20 protein-coding genes are annotated in these 18,918 nt (G+C 68.1%); 9 read left to right on the top strand and 11 right to left on the bottom strand.

Annotated features, from left to right (window positions below; genetic code table 11):
* The first annotated feature begins 87 nt into the window (after positions 1 to 87).
* From HMPREF9336_RS01090 to otsB, 3 genes are all read left to right on the top strand, one after another.
* Positions 88 to 1,173, top strand: a complete 1,086-nt coding sequence (locus HMPREF9336_RS01090; RefSeq protein WP_021029881.1) for a hypothetical protein — start codon at positions 88 to 90, stop codon at positions 1,171 to 1,173.
* Positions 1,174 to 1,201: 28 nt separating this feature from the next.
* Entirely contained in the window at positions 1,202 to 1,792 is a 591-nt protein-coding gene (locus HMPREF9336_RS01085) for a flavin reductase family protein (protein WP_007472164.1), read from the top strand.
* A 61-nt stretch (positions 1,793 to 1,853) separates the two neighbouring features.
* On the top strand, positions 1,854 to 4,406 hold the full coding sequence (otsB, locus tag HMPREF9336_RS01080) for a trehalose-phosphatase (RefSeq protein WP_007472166.1): 2,553 nt from the start codon (positions 1,854 to 1,856) through the stop codon (positions 4,404 to 4,406).
* 9 nt (positions 4,407 to 4,415) lie between these two features.
* Here the strand turns inward: otsB and HMPREF9336_RS01075 are convergent, their stop codons facing one another.
* From HMPREF9336_RS01075 to HMPREF9336_RS01065, 3 genes are all read right to left on the bottom strand, one after another.
* Positions 4,416 to 5,522 (bottom strand): hypothetical protein, encoded by a 1,107-nt coding sequence (locus HMPREF9336_RS01075; RefSeq protein WP_007472168.1) that lies wholly within the window; start codon positions 5,520 to 5,522, stop codon positions 4,416 to 4,418.
* 38 nt (positions 5,523 to 5,560) lie between these two features.
* On the bottom strand, positions 5,561 to 6,202 hold the full coding sequence (locus HMPREF9336_RS01070; RefSeq protein ID WP_007472170.1) for a DUF6474 family protein: 642 nt from the start codon (positions 6,200 to 6,202) through the stop codon (positions 5,561 to 5,563).
* Positions 6,203 to 6,314: 112 nt separating this feature from the next.
* The gene (locus HMPREF9336_RS01065) at positions 6,315 to 6,617 is read right to left on the bottom strand and encodes a hypothetical protein (RefSeq protein ID WP_156920257.1); all 303 of its coding nucleotides are present in this window, start codon (positions 6,615 to 6,617) and stop codon (positions 6,315 to 6,317) included.
* Positions 6,618 to 6,834: 217 nt separating this feature from the next.
* Between HMPREF9336_RS01065 and HMPREF9336_RS01060 the strand changes: the two genes are divergently transcribed.
* Positions 6,835 to 7,509, top strand: a complete 675-nt coding sequence (locus tag HMPREF9336_RS01060) for an MBL fold metallo-hydrolase (RefSeq protein ID WP_007472174.1) — start codon at positions 6,835 to 6,837, stop codon at positions 7,507 to 7,509.
* Between the two features lie 49 nt (positions 7,510 to 7,558).
* On the opposite strand, the gene HMPREF9336_RS01055 is transcribed toward HMPREF9336_RS01060, so the two are convergent.
* From HMPREF9336_RS01055 to HMPREF9336_RS01030, 6 genes are all read right to left on the bottom strand, one after another.
* A complete protein-coding gene (locus HMPREF9336_RS01055; RefSeq protein WP_007472176.1) occupies positions 7,559 to 8,758 on the bottom strand; it encodes an AAA family ATPase in 1,200 nt (399 codons plus the stop codon).
* A gap of 114 nt (positions 8,759 to 8,872) precedes the next feature.
* On the bottom strand, positions 8,873 to 9,634 hold the full coding sequence (locus HMPREF9336_RS01050) for an SDR family NAD(P)-dependent oxidoreductase (RefSeq protein ID WP_007472178.1): 762 nt from the start codon (positions 9,632 to 9,634) through the stop codon (positions 8,873 to 8,875).
* Between the two features lie 48 nt (positions 9,635 to 9,682).
* Positions 9,683 to 10,399 (bottom strand): TMEM165/GDT1 family protein, encoded by a 717-nt coding sequence (locus tag HMPREF9336_RS01045; RefSeq protein ID WP_040584810.1) that lies wholly within the window; start codon positions 10,397 to 10,399, stop codon positions 9,683 to 9,685.
* Between the two features lie 208 nt (positions 10,400 to 10,607).
* Positions 10,608 to 11,111, bottom strand: a complete 504-nt coding sequence (locus HMPREF9336_RS01040; RefSeq protein WP_021029878.1) for a hypothetical protein — start codon at positions 11,109 to 11,111, stop codon at positions 10,608 to 10,610.
* An 82-nt stretch (positions 11,112 to 11,193) separates the two neighbouring features.
* Positions 11,194 to 11,745 (bottom strand): hypothetical protein, encoded by a 552-nt coding sequence (locus HMPREF9336_RS01035; protein WP_021029877.1) that lies wholly within the window; start codon positions 11,743 to 11,745, stop codon positions 11,194 to 11,196.
* Positions 11,746 to 11,857: 112 nt separating this feature from the next.
* Positions 11,858 to 12,463, bottom strand: coding sequence for a superoxide dismutase (locus HMPREF9336_RS01030; RefSeq protein ID WP_007472187.1), 606 nt, complete (start codon positions 12,461 to 12,463; stop codon positions 11,858 to 11,860).
* Between the two features lie 209 nt (positions 12,464 to 12,672).
* On the opposite strand from HMPREF9336_RS01030, the gene msrA reads away from it, so the two are divergent.
* Positions 12,673 to 13,398, top strand: coding sequence for a peptide-methionine (S)-S-oxide reductase MsrA (gene msrA, locus HMPREF9336_RS01025; RefSeq protein ID WP_007472189.1), 726 nt, complete (start codon positions 12,673 to 12,675; stop codon positions 13,396 to 13,398).
* A gap of 52 nt (positions 13,399 to 13,450) precedes the next feature.
* Positions 13,451 to 14,494, top strand: a complete 1,044-nt coding sequence (locus HMPREF9336_RS01020) for a GIY-YIG nuclease family protein (protein WP_007472191.1) — start codon at positions 13,451 to 13,453, stop codon at positions 14,492 to 14,494.
* Here HMPREF9336_RS01020 and HMPREF9336_RS01015 read toward each other — a convergent pair.
* Complete coding sequence (locus tag HMPREF9336_RS01015; protein WP_007472192.1) at positions 14,491 to 15,432, bottom strand: TIGR03560 family F420-dependent LLM class oxidoreductase; 942 nt, start codon at positions 15,430 to 15,432, stop codon at positions 14,491 to 14,493. The genes HMPREF9336_RS01020 and HMPREF9336_RS01015 overlap by 4 nt on opposite strands.
* A gap of 145 nt (positions 15,433 to 15,577) precedes the next feature.
* Here HMPREF9336_RS01015 and HMPREF9336_RS01010 point away from each other — a divergent pair, with 145 nt between their 5' ends.
* From HMPREF9336_RS01010 to HMPREF9336_RS01000, 3 genes are read left to right on the top strand one after another with little or no spacing between them, the layout of a single operon-like run.
* Entirely contained in the window at positions 15,578 to 16,504 is a 927-nt protein-coding gene (locus HMPREF9336_RS01010) for a S49 family peptidase (protein ID WP_156920338.1), read from the top strand.
* Complete coding sequence (locus HMPREF9336_RS01005) at positions 16,501 to 17,526, top strand: DUF4328 domain-containing protein (protein ID WP_007472196.1); 1,026 nt, start codon at positions 16,501 to 16,503, stop codon at positions 17,524 to 17,526. The genes HMPREF9336_RS01010 and HMPREF9336_RS01005 overlap by 4 nt, the downstream gene beginning before the upstream one ends.
* Positions 17,523 to 18,290, top strand: a complete 768-nt coding sequence (locus HMPREF9336_RS01000; RefSeq protein WP_007472198.1) for a glycerophosphodiester phosphodiesterase family protein — start codon at positions 17,523 to 17,525, stop codon at positions 18,288 to 18,290. Before HMPREF9336_RS01005 ends, HMPREF9336_RS01000 begins: the two co-directional genes overlap by 4 nt.
* Positions 18,291 to 18,360: 70 nt before the next feature.
* Here HMPREF9336_RS01000 and HMPREF9336_RS00995 read toward each other — a convergent pair whose 3' ends face one another.
* Positions 18,361 to 18,906 carry a ferritin gene (locus HMPREF9336_RS00995; RefSeq protein WP_007472200.1) on the bottom strand — a complete coding sequence of 182 codons (546 nt, stop codon included), beginning with the start codon at positions 18,904 to 18,906 and terminating at the stop codon, positions 18,361 to 18,363.
* Between the last annotated feature and the right edge of the window lie 12 nt (positions 18,907 to 18,918).

Raw genomic sequence — 18,918 nt, 5'->3', positions numbered from 1 at the left:
TACGTTGGCGAGGCGCATGAAGCATTGCCCGCACGGTTTCGCCCCGGCAATCTCCTGTTCACGCGCCGCCGCTAGATTCCGCGCATCATGAGGGAATCCTTTGTCCGAAGCGTCGTCGTGGCCTCGACGCTGGCGGCGCTCGCAGGGTGCGCCTATCAAGAAGCCCAAACGGGTTCGGACGACATGGGCCGCGTGCCGCCCGATCCCTATTTCTTCGCCGGGCCGCTCGACGGCTCCGCTTCGGGCGACAACACCGTGCTTTTGATCAACCGGGCCATCCGCCGGATCGACGTCTGCGGGTTGGTCGACCCGCTCGCGAGCGCGCAAAAAATCCCCGGCTTCTACAGCTGGGGGTACCACAACGCCGTCGGCGAGCATTCCCGCGACCTCTCCAGCTGTCGGCTCTTCATTCAGACGGCGCAGCCGAACGGCCGAACCAGAGGGGACTCCGACCTTTTATTCGTCGGCAAGAAATCCGACATCCCCGCCCTTCGAGACGCGCGGAAAGACGGCGATCTGCTCATCGCCGAACCCGAGGGCAGACCATGCCTGGCCGCCGCGCCCCTCGATCTCGCCAGCCTGCCCGACGCGCCCGCCATCAGCCCGCAGAACCAGACGTATCTCGCCGCGGAATCCTCCGCCGCCCCGCGCTCGTGCGACCAAGCGGCGGCGATCGTCGTCGCGGCCAAGGACAAAGCCGCCCAACGGCTCCCCCACCGCGACGAGCGGAGCCCGACCCGGCTCGCCCTCGACGATCCGTGCAGCCTCGGCGGGCCGGAATTGGGCCGCCGAACGGCCCAGTCCAGCAAGTTCGACGGGCAGACCCCGTCTTGCGACTTCCTCCTCGCCGCCGCCCCGCAGCGCGAGGTCCGCATCACGTTCGTGCTCGTCGCCCCGAGCGAGGAGGCTTCATGGCGCGAGCAGACCGTCGACGGGACGGACGTGCGCATCGCGCCCGCGCAGCCAGGAGGCGCGTCCGACTGCGGCGAGGCATATGCCGTCCTGCCCGAGCCGCCGCTCATGCCGATCCGCGCGTCCGGCGGGATCGCCGGGGCCGCCGATGCCCGGACCCCGGCGATCCGGGTCTCCGGGACGTCGGTCCGAGCCCAGTTCCACAGCTGCGACGCGCTCGCGCAGATCGCCGCCTCCGCCGAGGCGAAGGCCGGGACGTGATCGTGCCGGTTCTGGCACAATGAGCGCAATGCGCACCGTTCTCCTGCCCGACCAGTCGAACCCGGCCTTCTTCTACAACGTGCTCACCGCATCGGTTGTGCCGAGGCCGATCGCCTGGGTCTCCTCCCTCGGAGCCGACGGCACGGCGAACCTCGCCCCCTACAGCTTCTTCACCGTCGCCAGCACGGTCCCGCCTGTGGTGCAATTCACCTCTGTGACCGAGAAGGACAGCGTCCGCAACATCCGGGAGACCGGCGAATTCGTGATCAATATCGCGACGGCCGCGCTCTTCGAGCAGATCAACGCCACATCGGCCGCGTACGGCCCGGAGATCGACGAGTTCGAGGCCGCCGGGCTGGCTGGCGAGCCGAGCGAGAAAGTCTCCGCCCCGCGCGTGGCGCGCTCGCCGTTGGCCATCGAATGCGCGCTGCGCGAGATCATCCCGGTCGGCAATGGCTTCCTCGTGCTCGGCGACGTGCTCTGCGTCGCCGTTGACCAAACCGCGCTCGAAGCCGACGGGCTGCCCGGCTTCGCCGAGCTCGCGCCGCTCGCCCGCCTCGGCAGGCTGGAATGGGGCTTCCCCGGCGACGTGCGGGCCTTGGACCGCCCGACAGTGTGAACTTGGCCCGAGGGGGAGCGAAGCGCGGACGGGCCGAAGCAGTTCTAGTACCTTAGTCTGCATGACAGCCCAGGACCTCTCCGCCGAGCTGCGCCAAGCGCTGCTCGCCGTGGCCCGCACACCAAGGCTTCTCGTGGCCTGCGACTACGACGGAACCCTCGCTCCCATCGTGCTGCGCCCGGAGGACGCGAGGCCGTTGCCCGAGGCCGCTCGGGCGTTGCGCTCCCTCGCCGAGCTGCCCAACACCACCGGCGCGTTGATCTCCGGGCGGGCGCTGCGCGACCTCGCCACCCTCTCCCGCATGCCCGCCGAGGTGTATCTGGTCGGCAGCCATGGCTCGGAGTTCGACGTCGGCTTCGTCAACGCCATCGACGACGAGTCCCGCGCCCTGCTCGGACGCGTCGCCGCCGAGCTGGAGCGGATCATCCGGGAGGAGCAGCCGCAGGCGCGGATCGAGCGCAAACCCGCGAGCGTCGCCTTCCACGTCCGGGGCATCGAGGAGCAAGCGGCGGAGGCGGCGCTGAACCTCGTGCGCGAGGGCGCGGCGGCCTGGGATGGCGTGAACGTCACCGAGGGCAAATCGGTGATCGAGCTGTCCGTCATCCACACCGACAAGGGCGAGGCGCTGGACATCCTGCGACACCAGGTCGGAGCCACCGCCGCCGTGTTCTTCGGCGACGACGTGACCGATGAGCGCGCTTTCGTCCGGCTGCACGGCCCGGACGTCGGCGTGAAGGTCGGGAACGCGGCCACCGCCGCGAAGTTCCGGGTGAAGGACCCCGCCCAGGTCGCCACCGCGCTCGCCTTCCTCAGCGAGGAGCGCAAGCTCTGGCTGAGCGGCGGCCACGCCAGCCCCATCGAACGGCTCACCATGCTCGCGAACCCGCGCACGGTCGCGCTGCTCACCCCGGACGCGACCGTGACGTGGCTCTGCCATCCCGAGCCGGATTCGGGGGCCGTGTTCGCGCATCTGCTCGGCGGGGCCGAGGCGGGCTTTTTCAGCGTCGAGCCCGCCCGAGCCGCACTGCCCCTCTCCCAGCGCTATGTCGACGGGACGATGACCGTGCAGACCCGGTGGGCTTCGTTGCAGGTCACCGACTACCTTGAGCATGGGGCTCCGCAGGGCCGCACCGATTTGACCAGGGTGATCGAAGGAGCCGCGAAAGCAGTGGTCCGTTTCGCGCCCCGCCCGGACTTCGGCAACGCGCGGATCTCGCTGCAAGTCGAGGAGGACGGCATCCGGGTCCACGGGACCAACGACCCGTTCGTGCTGCGCTCCCCCGGTGTCGTGTGGACGGTGGACGAGGACGGGCCGCAGCCGACCGCGCACGCGGAAGTGGACCCCTCGTCCGGCCCGATCGTGCTGGAGCTGCGCTGCGGCTCCGACGACCTCGGACCCCACCCCGTGCCCGAGCCGCAGCGGCGGCAGGAGGCCGAACGGTACTGGCGGGACTGGGCCGAGACCCTCGATCTGCCCCCGGTGAAACCTGATTTGATGAAGCGCTCCGCCCTCACCCTGCGCGGCTTGGCGCACACCGACTCCGGGGCCATCCTCGCCGCGGCGACGACCTCGCTGCCTGAGGAGATGGGCGGAGTCCGCAACTGGGACTACCGCTACTGTTGGCTGCGCGACGCGGCGATGACCGCGTCCGCGCTGGTCTCGCTCGGCTCGCTCGGCGAAGCGGAGGGGTACCTCGCCTGGCTGCACCGCGTGCTGGAGAGCGTGGCGCATCCGGAGCGGTTGCACCCGCTGTACACCATCCACGGCGGGGCCATCCCCGCCGAAGCGGTGATCGACACGCTGCCGGGCTACGCGGGCTCGCGGCCGGTCCGGGTCGGGAACGCGGCGGACCACCAAGTGCAGCTCGACGTCTTCGGCCCCGTGGTGGAGCTCATCGCCGCGCTCGCGGCGGCCCGCGCGAAGGCGAACCCCGAGCAAGAGCCGCTCACCGCCGAAGACTGGGAGCTGGTCGTCGCGATGGTGTCGGCGGTCGAGAAGCGCTGGCGCGAGCCCGACAACGGGATCTGGGAGATCCGGGGCAACCCCCGCCACCACGTGTACTCCAAGGTGATGTGCTGGGTGACGGTGGACCGGGCGATCACGCTCGCCGAGCTGCACGGCCGCAAGGCGGCGAGAGAATGGCTGCTCTTGCGCAACCTGATCCGGGAGGAAGTCCTCCGCGAGGGCTGGAACGACACGGCCAAGTCCTACACGGCGGCCTACGACGGGAACGACCTCGACGCGGCCACCCTGCATATCGGCCTCTCCGGCCTCTTGGACCCGAAAGACGACCGGTTCAAGGCGACGGTCCTGGCGACTGAGACCGAGCTGCGCAGCGGAGCCACGGTGTACCGCTACCACCACGACGACGGCCTGCCAGGAGGCGAGGGCGGCTTCCACCTCTGCGCGGCGTGGCTGGTGGAGGCGTACCTGCTCGTCGGGAGGCGCGGATCCGCCGAGGCGCTGTTCGACCAGCTGGTGCGCTCTGCGGGGCCGACTGGCCTGTTGAGCGAGGAGTACGACCCGGTCGCGGAGCGCGCGCTCGGCAACCACCCCCAGGCGTACTCGCACATCGGGCTGCTGCGGTGCGCGCAGCTGCTCAGCGCGCGCTGAGCGGCCCGCTCAGCCGAGCTGCGCGGCCCAGGCGGTCGCGATCTCGCGGTTGACCGAGCACGGAGCCGTCTCGCTCCGGACCTCGACAGTGGCCAGCCGCGTCTCGGACTCGTCCACCTCGCTCGCGTCCACCGACCTCGGCAGCAACGGGGTTTTCACCATCAGATAGACATCGCAGTGCAGTTTGTCGGACGACGGGCGGTACGACCCCGTCGCAGCGTCGAACGCCCCGTTGTACACCAACAGCATCCTGTCGCCGCGCGGCGTGGTCTGCGCCTCGATGACGTTCCACGGGTCGCCCTGCTGGTTCGCGAACTGCGCCGGGCGCAGGCGCACGCTCAGCTTGACCAACGTCGGCCCCATCCTGAACCCGCACCAATGCGTCCCGACGTCCGCGTCCGACAAGCCGGTCGCCCCGGCCACTTTCCTGGCCGGCAGGCACGGGTCCGCCTCGCCGACTTTGGCGATCGGGTCGGCCCGCAGCCATTGCGGGGCTCCCTTCGCCACGACGCGGGCCGCGGCGGCTGCTGCGACCGCATGACCCCGGACGCAGGGCTCCTCGCCCCGGTCCTCGGGGGCGGTGATCTGGGCTTGGAAGTCCGTCAGCCGCTCCGGCGCGGAGGGGAGCTGGGAAATCCCGAGATCGAACACGTAGAGGCAGGTGCCGGGCTCGGCCGGGGCGTGCCGGTGCACCACGACCGAGCCCACTGAGAACCGGCTGACCTCCCGCATCGTCGGCGGGTTTTGCGAGACTTTCACCGTCACCACGGACGGCGCGTCCCCTCGGAACACGACTGCGCACGCGGAGAGGTCGCCGTCGGCCCCGTACTGCTGGAAGTCCGGGTCGGCTGCGACCAGCTTCACCGGGTCCACCAAGCCGCACGGGTTGATCCGCCGATGCGCGCGCAGGACGAACAGCTTGCGCCGCATCTTCAAGTCGAGGGAGAACCCGTAATCGTCGAGCTGGCCGCCGAAAAAGTAACTGGCCGCCTGATTTCGCCCGGAGGCTGCGGACGGGGCCGTCCCCTTCGGCGGGGCGGATTTCTGGACCGGCAAAGGAGCGGCGGCGACCGCGAGCGAGCACACGACGGCCAGCACGGCGCACACCGCCGTCATACGCAGAAAAGCATCCCTGCGACGCGCCGCAGGGGCAGTCACAACCGCACGTTCCGGAATTCCAACAGCTTCGTGTCGAGCTCGTCCAGCTCACGGACGATGTTCCGCTGCGCGCCGACCCGGCGCGGGGCCGAAAGCCGCCGCGCGGTCGCCACCGCCTCGGCGAGCACCTTGAGCCGGTCCTCGGCGTGGGCGCTGAACTGGGCGAGATCCGTGTCGCCCGGAGTCGCGGCCACCAATGCGGCGGTGTCCGAACGAGTCAGCTCGATCCGCTCAGACAGCGCCGCGAGCCGGTCCGCGCGGGAGGATTGCGGGGCGGCGAGCCGCTGCGCCTTGCCCGCCTGGTAGCTGTCGTAGAACGCGCGGGCCCCAGTCGCCGCGCGGTAGCCGAGCGGGATCGCCACCGGAGTCAAAAGGCGTGCGACCGACAGCAGCCGCTTGACCTTCTTTGTGGACAAAAGCCTGCCTTCGCGCGCTTTCGCCAGCTCCAGCGCGGCGAGCTTGACCGCCGCCTGGTCGTGGCGCTTCGAGGTCTTCGCGTGCAGTTTCGCGATCTTCTTGCTCGGCGCGGCTTCCTCCCCCACCGCCGCGAGCGCCGTCTCGAGAAGTCGTTCCACCCGCTGCGCGCGTGACTGCGCGCGGCGCGCGGCGCGCTTGCGTTTGTCGCCGAATATCGCCACCTGGGCCGACCTCCGTTGCTTTTTCCAGCTCGAAAGCTATCGCTGACCGGCTCAGCATACCGTGGGCGGTCAGAGCGCGCGCCCACCGGGCAAGCCGGTCTTCTCCTCTCCGCTAGGAGAGCGTGACTTCTCTTCCCGCCACCGCCGCGCGCTTGAGCTCCGCCATCTCGTCGAGCACCTCGTCGAGAAGAGCGGGCTCCCCGAAGAACGGGCTCGACTTCGCGTCTTCCCCGCCGGAAAGCACGATATCGACCTCGTCGATGACCGCGTTCCACACTCGCACCAGCTCCGCCGTCGTCAACACTCTGTGCCCCACCGCCAACGAGTCCGCGAACACGGGGTCGTAGCGGCGCACTGCGGCCAATGCGACCGAACGCGTCTTCTCGCCCAACGACACATCTCCGACCTGCGTCATCACGACCACCTTCGTCCTGCGAACCGAAAACAAGAACCATATGTGCTCTTTCAGCATAAAGAGCCTGGCCATGATGCGCAGCTCCACCACAGCCGATTCCAACGCGCCTCACAACGGGGAGCCGCACGAGGCCCGCCACACCCTTCACGGCGGAGCCTTCGGCCCGGTTGCCTTACCATGCGAGGGGCCCATTCCCCGACCGGCGGCAGGAGAGCATGTGGAAACGGTCGAGCTGACCCCGAATCTGACCATGCTGCGCGTCAACGGCTGGCAGATGTACCTCTGGTCGGACGGCGAGTCCCGCACGCTCGTCGACACTGGCCCGCCAGGTTCCGGCGAAGCCGTCAGGCGCGCGTGCCCTGGGCTCGACCGCATCATCCTGACGCACGGGCACATTGACCACTGCGGCTCCTCTGCGGAGCTGCGCGAGTGGAGCGGCGCGCCCGTCCTCGCCGGCCAGCAGGACGCGGCGGCGATCCGAGGCGAAGCGGCGCTCGCCCCGCCCGTGTTCGAGGACTGGGAACGTCAACTGCACGCCCAAGTCGCCTCGGACCTCCCTCCCCTCGCTCCGCCGTCCCCGGTGGACGAGGAGCTGCGCGGCGGCGAGACGCTCGACTTCGGCGGCGGCGCGGAAATCATCGCGACGCCAGGCCACACTGAAGGCAGCATCGCTATCTACCTGCCGCGTCACCGCGTCCTGCTGACCGGCGACACCATCGCCCAGCACAACGGCGAAATCATCCTCGGCGTGTTCAACCAAGACCGCGCCAGGACCATCGCCTCATGCAAACTCCTCAGCGAGCTCGACGTGGACATCGCGTGTTTCGGCCACGGCGATCCGCTGCTCTCCGACGCCTCTGCGCGACTCCGCCGGACCGCTGCCGCGCTCTGAACCGCCCGGCGCGCGCGGCCGGCCAGCGCGGCGCGGGCAAACAACTTGTCTAGCGGGGCTTCCAGTGCCACGGCGGGATGGTGAGCATCCGCAGCCCAGGGACTTTCGTCTCGCCGAAGTCTTTGGCGAGTTCGAGCTGGACCGCGCCTCGATCGTCGATGGGGTCGTCGTCTTCCGTCTGCAAGTCGCGCAACGACCGCGCGCCGAGGCAGTGCAGCAGCGCGCCCGAATGCGTGATCACGACGACCTGGGCCCGGCTTGCCGCCGCTCGGATCAGCGTGGCGAGCGGTTTGATGAGATCAGGGTGCAGCGAGGTCTCCGGCTCGTTGAGCACCATGAGCGACGGCGGCCGAGGGCTCAGCAGCGCCGCGGCCCAAAGGATGAAACGCAAGGTGCCGTCGGACAGCTCGGCCGCGCGCAGCGGTCTGAGCATGCCGCGCTGGCGGACTTGGAGATCGAAAAGCCCGTCGTACACCGCGACCGACACCTGCGCCCCCTCGAAAGCGTCCGCCACCACCCGATGGAAGGTCTCGTCCCCGATTTCGATGATCGTCTGGACGGCGGCGGCGAGGTCGGACCCGTCGTTGGAGAGCACCGGCGTGCGCGTCCCGATATGAAGAGATCGGGCGGGCGCGCCAGGGTCCACCCTGAATCCGTCATAGAAGCGCCAGCCCCGAAGCGTTTCCCGGACCACGCCGAGCTCGGGCAGCCTTCCGGGGAACTCGGCGAGCACGCTGCGGTACGTCGGCAACGACCGGCTGATTCCCTCGAACCCCCTGCCGGACTCGGCACGGGCCTCGACCACCGCCCGCGTCCGCTGCACCAGCGTCGTGTTCGGGCGGGGAGCCGGGCCGGTGAACACGAACTCGCGCTTGATCTCCGGGTCCAGCTCGAACGCCGACTCCTCGTTCGGCGCGGGCAGGCCGAGATCCACCGCATAGCCGAAATCGCTCGAAGCGTAGCCGAGGTCGACCGACGCCGGCCTCGTGTGGGGCGCGCCCTTCGCGATCCCGGTCCGCCGCGCTCTTTGCGGCTGCTCAGGCCCGGCCCACATCGCCGACTGCAGGCCGCCCTGGCGGGCCAACGACCCGATCACCTCCCCGTGGCCGCAGTCGGCCAACAGCTGCAACGCCCGATAGAGCGATGACTTCCCTGTGCCGTTGGCCCCGGTCACCACCGTCAGCCGGTACAACGGGAGCACAAGCTCGCGCAACGACCGATAACCCCGAATCGCGACTGTCGTCAGCATGCCGGAAGTGTAGCCAGCCCCACCGACAATCCAGCCGACGCGACGACAGCCCCGCAACGGACTCCGGGGCGGGCCGCTCGCGCGGCACGCCCCGGAGAACGAACGTCGCAGACCTCAGCGCGGAGCCATGCGGATGGCTCCGTCCATGCGGATCGTCTCGCCGTTGATGTAGTCGTGCTGCACGATGAACGCGGCGAACGCGGCGTACTCGTCGGGCTTGCCGAGGCGCTGCGGGAACACGACGGCCTCGGAGAGGGTCTTCTTGAACTCCTCGGTCACGCCCGCGAGCATCGGGGTCTCGATGGTCCCCGGCGCGATGGTCGCGACGCGGATGCCGCTGCGGGCGAGGTCGCGGGCGGCGCTGATGGTCAACGCGTGCACCCCGCCCTTGGACGCGGCGTAGGCAGCCTGGCCGATCTGGCCCTCGAAAGCCGCCACCGAGGCGGTGTTGATGACGACGCCGCGCTGGCCGTCGGCATCCACCGGGTCGTTCTTCGCGATGGACTGCGCCGCGAGACGCAGGACGTTGAAGGTGCCGACGAGGTTGATGTCGATGACCTTGCGGAACAGGTCAAGCGAGTGCGGGCCCTCCTTGCCGAGAATTCGGGCCGCCCAGCCCACGCCCGCGCAGTTCACCACGGCGCGCAGCGGCGGGGCGGAGGTCTCGATGGTGGACAGGACGGCTTGGACGCTCGTCTCGTCGGTGACGTCGGCCTCGAACAGGCTCACGCCGTCCGCCGGCTCGGCTTTGTCGATGGAGGCCTTGAGGTCAAGGCCGAAAACCTGCGCGCCGGCCTGCGCGAATTTGCGCGCCGTCGCCGCCCCGAGGCCAGAGGCCCCACCCGTCACCAGCACTGAAGCCCCAGCGATATCCATGCGTCTGCTCCTCTATTTCTCGACGTTGAGCACAGCGTTCACGTTTGATTACGGCCGCTGCGCGGCCGTCGTGAGCCTATCAGCGCCCTTGCGGGACTTTCTGAGCAGGATCGCCAAGACCGCTCCCACGGCGAGCAGCGCCGCCGCAGCGGCGAGGGCCGCGGCAGGGGCGAACGCCCAGACTCCGTCCACGAGGAACCAGCCGCCGAGCACGAAGAACGACCCGTTCGCCCACGCCATGAGCTTGCCGTACGGGATTCGTTTGGCAAGGCCGAGGCCGAGGACGATCGCCAAGCCGTCTGCGACGACCATGCCGACCGTCGAGCCGAGCCAGACCCCGAAGAAAGAATGCCCGGCCCCGAGCGCCACGGTCGCGAACATCGTCTTGTCGCCGAGCTCCGCCAGCAGGAACGCGGAGACGACCGTCGCCAGCGAAGCCAGTCCGCCAGGAGGGGCCTTGACCACCACGGCTTCGTCCTGCCCGGAGCCCTCCCGCCCGCCGTACAGCTCGCGCAGCCCCCAGAGCCCGCAGCAGACCAGCGCCACGCCCGCGAACACCGTCGTGAGCCTGGGGTCGAGCGCGTCGCCGACGTAACGGCCGGCCCCGACCGAGACCAGGTGCACCAATCCCGAGGCCACCGCGATCCCTGCGATCACAAGCCAGGGGCGCATCCGGGTCGCGAAAAGCAGCGCGAGCAGCTGCGACTTGTCCCCCAATTCGGCGACGAACACCACGCCGAAAGAAAGGAGGAAAGCTTCTAGTATTTCTCGCACATTGTGAATATATGCGCTTATTCTTCTTCTCGCAATCCCCGAGAAATAATTCACCGCGCCGTTTTTGAATGGAATTCGAGAGCCGAAAAAATATTTCGGTTGGCCGAAAACTATATTCCGAACGGCTTTCCTAAAACAGCCAGAGAATCGGATCTCGCATTTTGCCGTCCCGCCGAAAGGCCAGGCAGGAGCGCCTTATTCAGTTCGCGCTGGCGCCGAAATCGCAGAATTCGACGACTTTCCGGCCCATCGCCTCTCCGGTTTCCCGGCTCCGCTCGCGGGCCTGCCCGAACGCGTCCTTCACATCCTCCGGCGGAGGGTTCTCCTGGCTATACGGGAGAACTTTCTCGAAAGCGTCGGCATACGCTCCAATCGCCTCGGCGTTGTCGCGGAGCGCATCGGCCAATTCTTGATCGCCGATTGCCTCGGCTCCCCTGAGGAGCAAAGAGCGCTCCTGGCGCAACAGGCCGATCTGCTTCTTCGAAGCGGCCACCACTTGCTCTCGAGGCGCGCCCTCCGGCTGGTCCAGCGCCGCGATCTGCTGCTGCAGCCCTTGGAATTGAACGCTGCTCTTGCTCCCGCCCGTCACCCTCGTGATCGCCACGCAGTCCAGCGCGGGGTCCGCCTCCGCTGAGGGGGCGGCCAACGCCGCGCCAAGCGCCATGACGACGACGGACGAATACCTGGCAATCGCTGGACGCATCGCGTTCCCCACTCTTTCCTTCGGCGCAGAGGCCTCCTCCGACCTGCTCGCTAGCCAAGATACCTCATCGGCCAGCCCTTGGTTAGGCCGCCAAAAGCATCGCGAGCACCGCCGAGTCCGGATCGTCGAGCGCCTTCTCGCCCGTCCTGCTCATGATCGAGGTCACCGAGCCGTCCCGGTCCGCCTCCACCCAGGCCGCGCGGTGCTCCAACCCCAAATACGGCAGCCCCGGCAACAGCAGACAGCCCGAAGCCGCTCCTTCGCATTCCGGCAAGGAAGGCTTCGTCTCCGACGGCGGGTGCAGCAAAAGCAGCGCCGGAGGGCGGCGCTGGGCGAGGCAGCCAGGGGCGAGCGCGTCGTCCCCGAGCACCGCGCCCTCGGCGAGCAGCAGGCCCACGGCGTTCGGCTTCAGGCCCTCGCCGTCCTGCGACGGAGCCTCGGCCCCCTCCGGCCGTTCCTCCCGAGCGCCGAACACCGTCGTCGTCGGCAGCAGCCCTGGCACGCTGGCGACCCTGACCGCGATAGTCAGCAGGTAGAGCCATTCTTTCGTGTTCTCGGGCCATCGCCCGGACACGAGGAACCCTTGCAACGCGCCTTCTGCGGCGAACGCCGCGATCTCCACAGAGCCTTCCATCCGGGAATGATGGGGGACGCTGCGGCTAGCACACAAGATCCTTCGAGTGCTAAACGGCGAAAGCCCTGGCCGGGGAGGCCGGCCAGGGCTTTCGCGGCGTGTCGCGCGGCGGTTACGCCTGGGCCAGAGCCTTCGCGAAGCGGGACTGGACGTCCTCCCAGTTGACGACGTTCCACACAGCCTTGATGTAGTCGGCCTTCACGTTCTTGTACTGCAAGTAGAACGCGTGCTCCCAGACGTCGACGCCGAGCAGCGGGACGATGCCCAGCGGGACGTTGGCCTGCTGGTCGTAGAGCTGGAAGGTCAGGAGCTTCTTGCCGATGGCGTCGTAGCCGAGCCACGCCCAGCCGGAGCCCTGAAGGCCGTTCGCGGCGGCGGAGAACTGCGCCTGGAACTTGTCGAACGAGCCGAACTGGTCGTCGATCGCCGAGGCGAGGTCGCCGACCGGCTTGTCGCCGCCGTTGGGGGACAGGTTCTTCCACCAGATCGAGTGGTTGGTGTGCCCTCCGAGGTGGAAGGCGAGGTTCTTCTCGTTCAGGAAGATGGCGGCGTGGTCGCCGGACTCGCGCGCCGCTTCCAGCTTCTCGAGCGCCGCGTTCGCGCCCGCGACGTAGGCCGCGTGGTGCTTGGTGTGATGGATCTCGTTGATCTGACCGCTGATGTGCGGCTCGAGCGCGCTGTAATCGTAGTCCAGATCCGGCAGGCTGTAGGTGGCCATGAAGTGCTCCTCACTGATGTGACCGATATGGGCTCGGACGTTAAACGTTGGCTATGACCTGCGAGCGCCCGCGTTGACGGCGCGGACCGCTGCTTGTCTTCGCCCAATTTAGTCCCACTCATGGAGGAGGCCGACAACTGAGGGTAAGCCGAAATATTTTTTTCGCCCTACCGAATATCCTCGTGCCGAAATCGGCGTAGGATATGCGCATGGCTCTCTTTTCCAGCGCTCGGGTGAACGCGAAACTCACTGTGATCTCGCCCGAAGACGCGCTTGCGGGGAGCGCGTTCCCCGTCCTTCGCGGAGGCAAGAACTTTCTGAACGGAGCCCCCTTGGACCCGCTCGCGCCTTCCGATCACGGCCCGCGCAACCCCCAGTGGCCGCAGGATGTCGTGTCGGCGGTTTTCGGCGGCGGCTGCTTCTGGGGTTTCGAGAAGGCGTTCTGGTCGCTGCCGGGGGTGTTCACCACAGCGGTCGGCTACGCGGGCGGCACCACCGTCAACCCCGGCTACAAGCAAGTCTGCTCCGGCCGCACCGGACACGCGGAAGTCGTGCTGGTCGCGTTCCACCCCGACCAGACTTCTTACCAAGACCTTTTGGCGACGTTCTGGGAATCGCACGATCCCACCCAGGGCATGCGCCAAGGGGCCGATATCGGGACGCAGTACCGCTCCGTGATCCTGACCACGGGCCCCGAGCAGCAACGGCTCGCAGAGGAGAGCCAGGCCGCGTACCAACAAGAACTCGGCAAAGCGGGCTACGGCCCGATCAGCACCGAAATCCGGCCCCTCGTCGCCCCGTCCGCGACCGACACGGGCTTCTACCTCGCGGAAGAAGACCACCAGCAATACCTCGCGAAAAACCCCGCTGGTTACTGCGGGCACGGCGGCACCGGAGTTTCTTGCCCCATCGGATTGAGACGGCAACAAGCGTAATCGCGGCCATTGTCGGCGCGACGAAGGGCGCTGCGGGCGATACGATTTTGGCGTGATCAAAACGCCGGGGGACACGTTGCGGGTCCAACTCGAATTCATTCGCCACGAAATTCCCGGGGAAACCGCAGCGGAACGGGACGCGACATCCATCACTGCGCTTGTCGCCGCGCCCGAGGAGAAGCAGCTCTCGGGTATTTACGTGCTCGAGTTCGAGAACGGCGAAGAGTACGCGGGACAAACTATCAACCTCTTCAACCGTTTCACGACCCACCGAGGAACCTGGCCGGGGGAAATTGTCGCCTTCCGCTTCCTCGAGCTGGCCCCAGACGCCAAGCTCCTCGATCAAACCGAGCGAGATGTCATCGCCTCGCTCGAGGCTGCGGGCAAGAAATTACGCAACCGCGCGCTTATCGGACTGCCGCTCCGCTCCGAAGCCCTTGACCTCGTGGTGGATTACGCCGTCCAGCAAGAATGGCTGGCCGGACACACAGAACCGCTGAACATCGGCGCACGGGGCGCTCAGGCAGTCCAGCGAATGAAAACCTGGGAGAAATATCAAGCACTCTGCGCCAGAGACGACTTCCCCCGAATCGCGCTCGCCTTAGCCTTCTACGTCCGCAAGTGCATCCCTTGGCCGCATCAGACCGAAGGCCGGTTTTGGGCAGTCACCAGCATGCCCTCCACCAACCGCAAAGCCGGGCTGCACCAGCGACTCGCCGCGATCTCGATCAATAACGTCGAAGTCCTCGTCTTTTTCGAGGACCGAGAGCGCCCGGACGACCCCCTGCGCACCGGAGGGTTCATCAACCTCGCGAATGGCACAGCCATCCCCCGTCGGCTGCGCCCACTCTCCGGTCCAGGAAAATACCGGACGTCGGGCCCCGTGCAGCGGCTGTATTTCGACGGCGACCCCGATGCGATTTGCGAATTCCTCTTGTACCCCGCCATCGCGGACGGCGCGCGGAAACTCGCGATGGGCTTGCTCCGCAAAGGCAGGGGCATGCAGAGCAAGTACCATGACCACAACCTCGCAGACAGCATTTTCGAGGTACTGGAAATGGGCTACGACCTGCCTGAAAGCGGCACGCGCCCCTAGTTTCCCCGCAGTTGCGGCAAAACCTCGGCGGCGATAAGCTCCAGATTGCCTCGCGCCGCGTGGGGGACCGGGGGATTGCGGATGTAGAACCGCTCGACTCCGAGCGCCTGGTACTGGCCGAGCCAGTCCACCGCCTGCGCTGGCGATCCCGCGAAATGGGCGGGCGGAAGCGTTTCGAGTTTGTAGTTCGCCGGGTCGAGCCGCGCGCGGGCCTCATGCTCCGCGCGACCGACCCCGAGCTGCACGGAGACGGAGAACCGCATGCTGTCCGGGTCGCGGCCCGCCTCCTCGCAGACCGCGCGGACCCGCTCGCGCATCGCCGCCGCGTCCGACGCGACCGCCCATGGCAAGTTGAACTCCCGCGCGTGCAGCGCGGCGAGCCGAGGGGTTTTGTTCAGCCCGATCCCGCCGAGAATGATCGGCGGGCCCGGCGTCTGCACGGGCTTGGGCAATCCGGGCGACCCCTGGAAACGCAGGCGCTCGCCCTCGTGGTCGAAGGAGGAGCCGACCGGGGTCCGCCAGAATTTCTGCAGCACGTCGAGCGTCTCTCCCAGCAACTCGAAGCGTTCGCCGAGCGACGGGTAGGGGATCCCGTAGGCCGCGTGCTCCCCTTGCAGCCATCCGGCGCCGAGGCCGAGCTCCACTCGGCCGCCGCTCATCGCGTCGACCTGGGCGACAGCGACGGCGAGCGGCCCTGCGTGGCGGAACGTCACGGCGGTGACCAGAGTCCCCAGCCGCAGCCGCGCCGTCTCCCTCGCCAAGCCCGCGAGGGTGATCCACGCGTCCGTGGGTCCGGGCAGCCCGTCGCCCTCCCATGCGGCGTAGTGGTCCGAGACGAAATACCCGTCGAAGCCCAGCCCCTCCGCCCGTTGGGCGAGGTGGACGAGGTCCTCGTACGTCGCGCCGAAATTCGGGCCGACGAAAACGCAGAACTCCACTTCGCCAGCCTAGCACGGCGAGAGCAGCCGTGCAGAACATCTGTTCTATACGCTGTCGGCGAAATGTTGTATGCTGGCAGACATGTTGCGAGTGCTGATCGCTATACTAGGCGTTATACGAGAAAGGGCGGCTAGCATGGCGAAGATGTTCGACTGGACGCAGGCGGGAATCGGCATACCTGGGCTGGGGGTTTCCAGCCCGCAGGCATTTGAGGGCAGACTGCCCTTCGGCGGCGGCCTGCTCTCGTCGCGCAAGAAGGTCGGCGGGAAGATCGTCAGCGTCGTGCGGCTCGACGGCGTCATCCGCTCGGGCGGCGGGCCGTTCGGACGCGGGGCGTTGAACGCGCAGAACTTGGAGGCGCCGCTCGCCGAGGCGTTCCGCGTGCCGAACGCGGTCGCCGTCGCGCTGATCATCAACTCGCCCGGCGGCTCGCCCGCCCAGTCCGCCCTCATCGGCGACCGCATCCGGCAGCTGTCCGCGAAGCACGAGAAACCCGTCCTCGCCTTCTGCGAGGACGTGGCGGCCTCTGGCGGTTACTGGCTGGCCTGCGCGGCGGACGAGATCTTCGTTTCCTCCGGCACCGCGATCGGCTCCATCGGCGTCGTGTCCTCCTCGTTCGGGCTCACCGACGCGATCGAGAAGCTCGGGCTGGAGCGCCGCGTGCACACAGCGGGGTTGAACAAGGCCCGCCTTGACCCGTTCATGCCGGAGAAGCCTGAGGACATCGCGTGGTTGACCGGCATTCAGACCGATATCCACAAGGTCTTCATCGACTGGGTCAAAGAGCGCCGGGGCGACAAGCTGTCCGGAACGGACGAGGAGTTGTTCAACGCGGACGTGTGGATCGGCAGGCGCGCCGTCGAACTCGGCATCGCGGACGCGGTCGGCAGCCTGCGCGGGGTCCTCGCCGAGCGCTTCCCCGACGCGAAGCCGTACGAGATCAAGCCGAAGCAGCAGATCCTCCAACGCCTCGGCCTCGCCGCTTCCGTCGAGGACATCGCGCTGCGCGTCATGGAAGGGGCGGTCTCCTCCGTCGAGCGCCGAGCCATGTGGTCGCGGTTCGGGCTATGACCTTCCCGCAAGCGGGAGGCATTCCCGGCCCGCACGAGGGCGGCCCGCCCGGCCCGAGCCGCCCGCATCTGCCAGGACTGTCCGGACAGCCTGGGCATTGGCCGAGTTCGCCGCAGCCCGCTCCCTCGGACCGGCCTCCCACTCGGCCCAACCACGGCCCGAACCCGCGCATCCCCGTCCTCCCCCCCGGCTACCGCTGGCACGCGTCCCGCCCGCCGAGCGCGATACCTCCCCGTCCCAGGCCGTCCCGGCCACCGTCGCCGACTCCCCGGTACGCGTCCCCGCCGCGCTGGGGGTTAGTCCAGCACTTCCCGCTCGCCTCCGCGGAGCCCGCCGCCGATCAGGAAAAGCCGCTTCGGACCGCGCTCATCGAAATCGCGCTTTCCACGCTCACCACCTTCCTCGGCCTGTTCGCGTTCGCCGAGGCGTTCCGCTACGGCCTCGCCTTCTACGGCAGGGGGCACCTGCTGCCCGCCGCGCTCGTCGCGGTCTCCGGCAGCTTCCTGAGCGTCGTGTTCTGGCTCTCGCTCGTCTTGATCATCGCTGTGGCGGCCGCGCTCGCCTGGTGGTTGTGGCTGGAGCGCGACCTCGCCTACGCCGCGAACCATCGCGCCGACCCTCGTCGCTGGTGGGAGATCCTGCTCCTCGCCCTCGTGCCGCTGGTCAACCTCGTCGCGCTCGGCGTGCTGCTCAAAGAACTGCTCGACGAGCACGAGCGCAGGGGCAGGCGCAGCTGGCAGCCCGCCTTGCGGTCCTGGTGGCTGTGGTGGGCGGGCGGGCACCTGGCGGCGCTCAGCTATGCCCTTTGGACTTTGAACAGCTCCGTCCAAGCCCGCACCGAAGCGCTCTTCCTCGGGGCGGCGCTCGGCGTCGTCCTCCTGTTGCTGACGATTCGGACCCGCAGACTCATCAGCGCGATTGACGCGAGCAAACACCCCAACTCCCCGGACAGGGCCGATAAACCGGTCCGATGGGTCATCGCCACCGATGCGGCGAGGACGCCCGAACTGGCTTCCGCGTGAGCCCCGCGCCCGAGGTCGTCGCGCATCGGGGCGCGTCCGCAGAACGCCCCGAGCACACTTTGGCCGCGTACGAACTCGCGCTCGAACAGGGCGCGGACGGATTGGAGTGCGACGTCCGGCTCACCGCAGACGGCACGCTCGTCTGCGTGCACGATAGGACGACGGCCAGGACAAGTTCCGGCGGCCTCGTGGTGAGCACGTCCACTTTCAGCCAGCTCGACCAGCTCGACTACGGAAGTTGGCACGAAAGCGGCGAGCCCGCCAAACTCCTCACGCTCGACACGCTCCTCGGCCTCGCGTGCTCGTACGCCTCGCGCCCGGTCACTTTGTTCATCGAGACCAAGCATCCGGTCCGCCAATCCGGCGGGCTCGAACGCGCGCTGGTCCGGGCATTGGCCAGGTTCGGGCTCCTCCACTGCTCCGACCCGGCGCGCCCCCCGGTCGTCGTGATGTCGTTCTCCGCGCTCGCCATGCGCCGCATGTCCCGGTCCGCGCCGGGAGTGCCCCGGGTGTACTTGGCCGAATCGACCCGCCAATTGCTCGGCTTCGGCGCGGACCTCGCCGCGTCCGACATCCTCGGCCCCTCCGTCAGGCTGCTGCGCGCCGCCCCGGAGCTGGTGCAGAAGGCCGCCGAGCGCGGCAAGCCGGTGTACTGCTGGACTGTGGACGAAGCCGCCGACGCCCAATTCTGCGACGAGCTTGGCGTGCGCTGGATCGCGACGAACTGGCCGCAGCGCGCTAAAGCGTTGCTCGCCGCGCGGTAAAAGGAACCGAGACGCGTCGAAGGCCCCCGACCGAGGTCGGGGGCCTTCGACGCGTTGGTGAGCGAGCGGGTTAGAGCGCGCCGCCCGCCACCGGGGGATGGTCGTCCGAGCGGCCGAGGTCGCTCAGCTCGCGGGCGACCCACTCCTCGACGTCGAACCAGTTGTCCTTGGCCCGCTTCGCGATGCGCAGCAGCGTGGTCGCGGTGGCGACTTCCTCGACCTGCTCCTTGAGGAACCAGTGGGTGAACTGCTCGCCGAGCGAGTCGTGCTCGTCCCGCGCGGTGCGGAAAAGCCGGTCCCACTGCTCGGTGACCTCTTTCTCCGTCGCCAGCAACAGCTCGATCGGCTCGAGGAAGTTCTCGAAGTCGGACTTGACCGCCGGGACGCCGCCGAGCTCCACGTGCACGTCGCGGTCGATGAGGTACTTCGCCGAAGCCAGCGCGTGGTTACGCTCTTCGAGGGCTTGCCGATAAAAGAATTTCGCGAGCTGCGGCAAATCGAGGTCGTCGTAATATACCGCGATAGCGACATATTGATGCGAGGACGTGAATTCGTTATGGATTTGCTCGTTCAGCAACGCGTTGAATTTCGATCGTGAGGTGTCGTGCTCGCTCATGAAAGCAACCTT

Source organism: Segniliparus rugosus ATCC BAA-974, assembly GCF_000185725.2.
GTDB classification, from domain to species: domain Bacteria; phylum Actinomycetota; class Actinomycetes; order Mycobacteriales; family Mycobacteriaceae; genus Segniliparus; species Segniliparus rugosus.
The sequence above is the reverse complement of the archived record's forward strand: the minus strand, read 5'-3'. Positions and strand labels throughout refer to the sequence as shown.

What these genes read in the sequence shown, in the direction of transcription:
- HMPREF9336_RS00995 (WP_007472200.1), bottom strand. Translation starts at nt 18,906, where the DNA reads ATGAGCGAGCACGACACCTCACGATCGAAATTCAACGCGTTGCTGAAC.
- HMPREF9336_RS01055 (WP_007472176.1), bottom strand. Translation starts at nt 8,758, where the DNA reads ATGCTGACGACAGTCGCGATTCGGGGTTATCGGTCGTTGCGCGAGCTT.
- HMPREF9336_RS01030 (WP_007472187.1), bottom strand. Translation starts at nt 12,463, where the DNA reads ATGGCCACCTACAGCCTGCCGGATCTGGACTACGATTACAGCGCGCTC.
- HMPREF9336_RS01010 (WP_156920338.1), top strand. Translation starts at nt 15,578, where the DNA reads ATGTTCGACTGGACGCAGGCGGGAATCGGCATACCTGGGCTGGGGGTT.
- HMPREF9336_RS01085 (WP_007472164.1), top strand. Translation starts at nt 1,202, where the DNA reads ATGCGCACCGTTCTCCTGCCCGACCAGTCGAACCCGGCCTTCTTCTAC.
- HMPREF9336_RS01035 (WP_021029877.1), bottom strand. Translation starts at nt 11,745, where the DNA reads ATGGAAGGCTCTGTGGAGATCGCGGCGTTCGCCGCAGAAGGCGCGTTG.
- HMPREF9336_RS01050 (WP_007472178.1), bottom strand. Translation starts at nt 9,634, where the DNA reads ATGGATATCGCTGGGGCTTCAGTGCTGGTGACGGGTGGGGCCTCTGGC.
- otsB (WP_007472166.1), top strand. Translation starts at nt 1,854, where the DNA reads ATGACAGCCCAGGACCTCTCCGCCGAGCTGCGCCAAGCGCTGCTCGCC.
- HMPREF9336_RS01075 (WP_007472168.1), bottom strand. Translation starts at nt 5,522, where the DNA reads ATGACGGCGGTGTGCGCCGTGCTGGCCGTCGTGTGCTCGCTCGCGGTC.
- HMPREF9336_RS01040 (WP_021029878.1), bottom strand. Translation starts at nt 11,111, where the DNA reads ATGCGTCCAGCGATTGCCAGGTATTCGTCCGTCGTCGTCATGGCGCTT.
- msrA (WP_007472189.1), top strand. Translation starts at nt 12,673, where the DNA reads ATGGCTCTCTTTTCCAGCGCTCGGGTGAACGCGAAACTCACTGTGATC.
- HMPREF9336_RS01005 (WP_007472196.1), top strand. Translation starts at nt 16,501, where the DNA reads ATGACCTTCCCGCAAGCGGGAGGCATTCCCGGCCCGCACGAGGGCGGC.
- HMPREF9336_RS01090 (WP_021029881.1), top strand. Translation starts at nt 88, where the DNA reads ATGAGGGAATCCTTTGTCCGAAGCGTCGTCGTGGCCTCGACGCTGGCG.
- HMPREF9336_RS01065 (WP_156920257.1), bottom strand. Translation starts at nt 6,617, where the DNA reads ATGACGCAGGTCGGAGATGTGTCGTTGGGCGAGAAGACGCGTTCGGTC.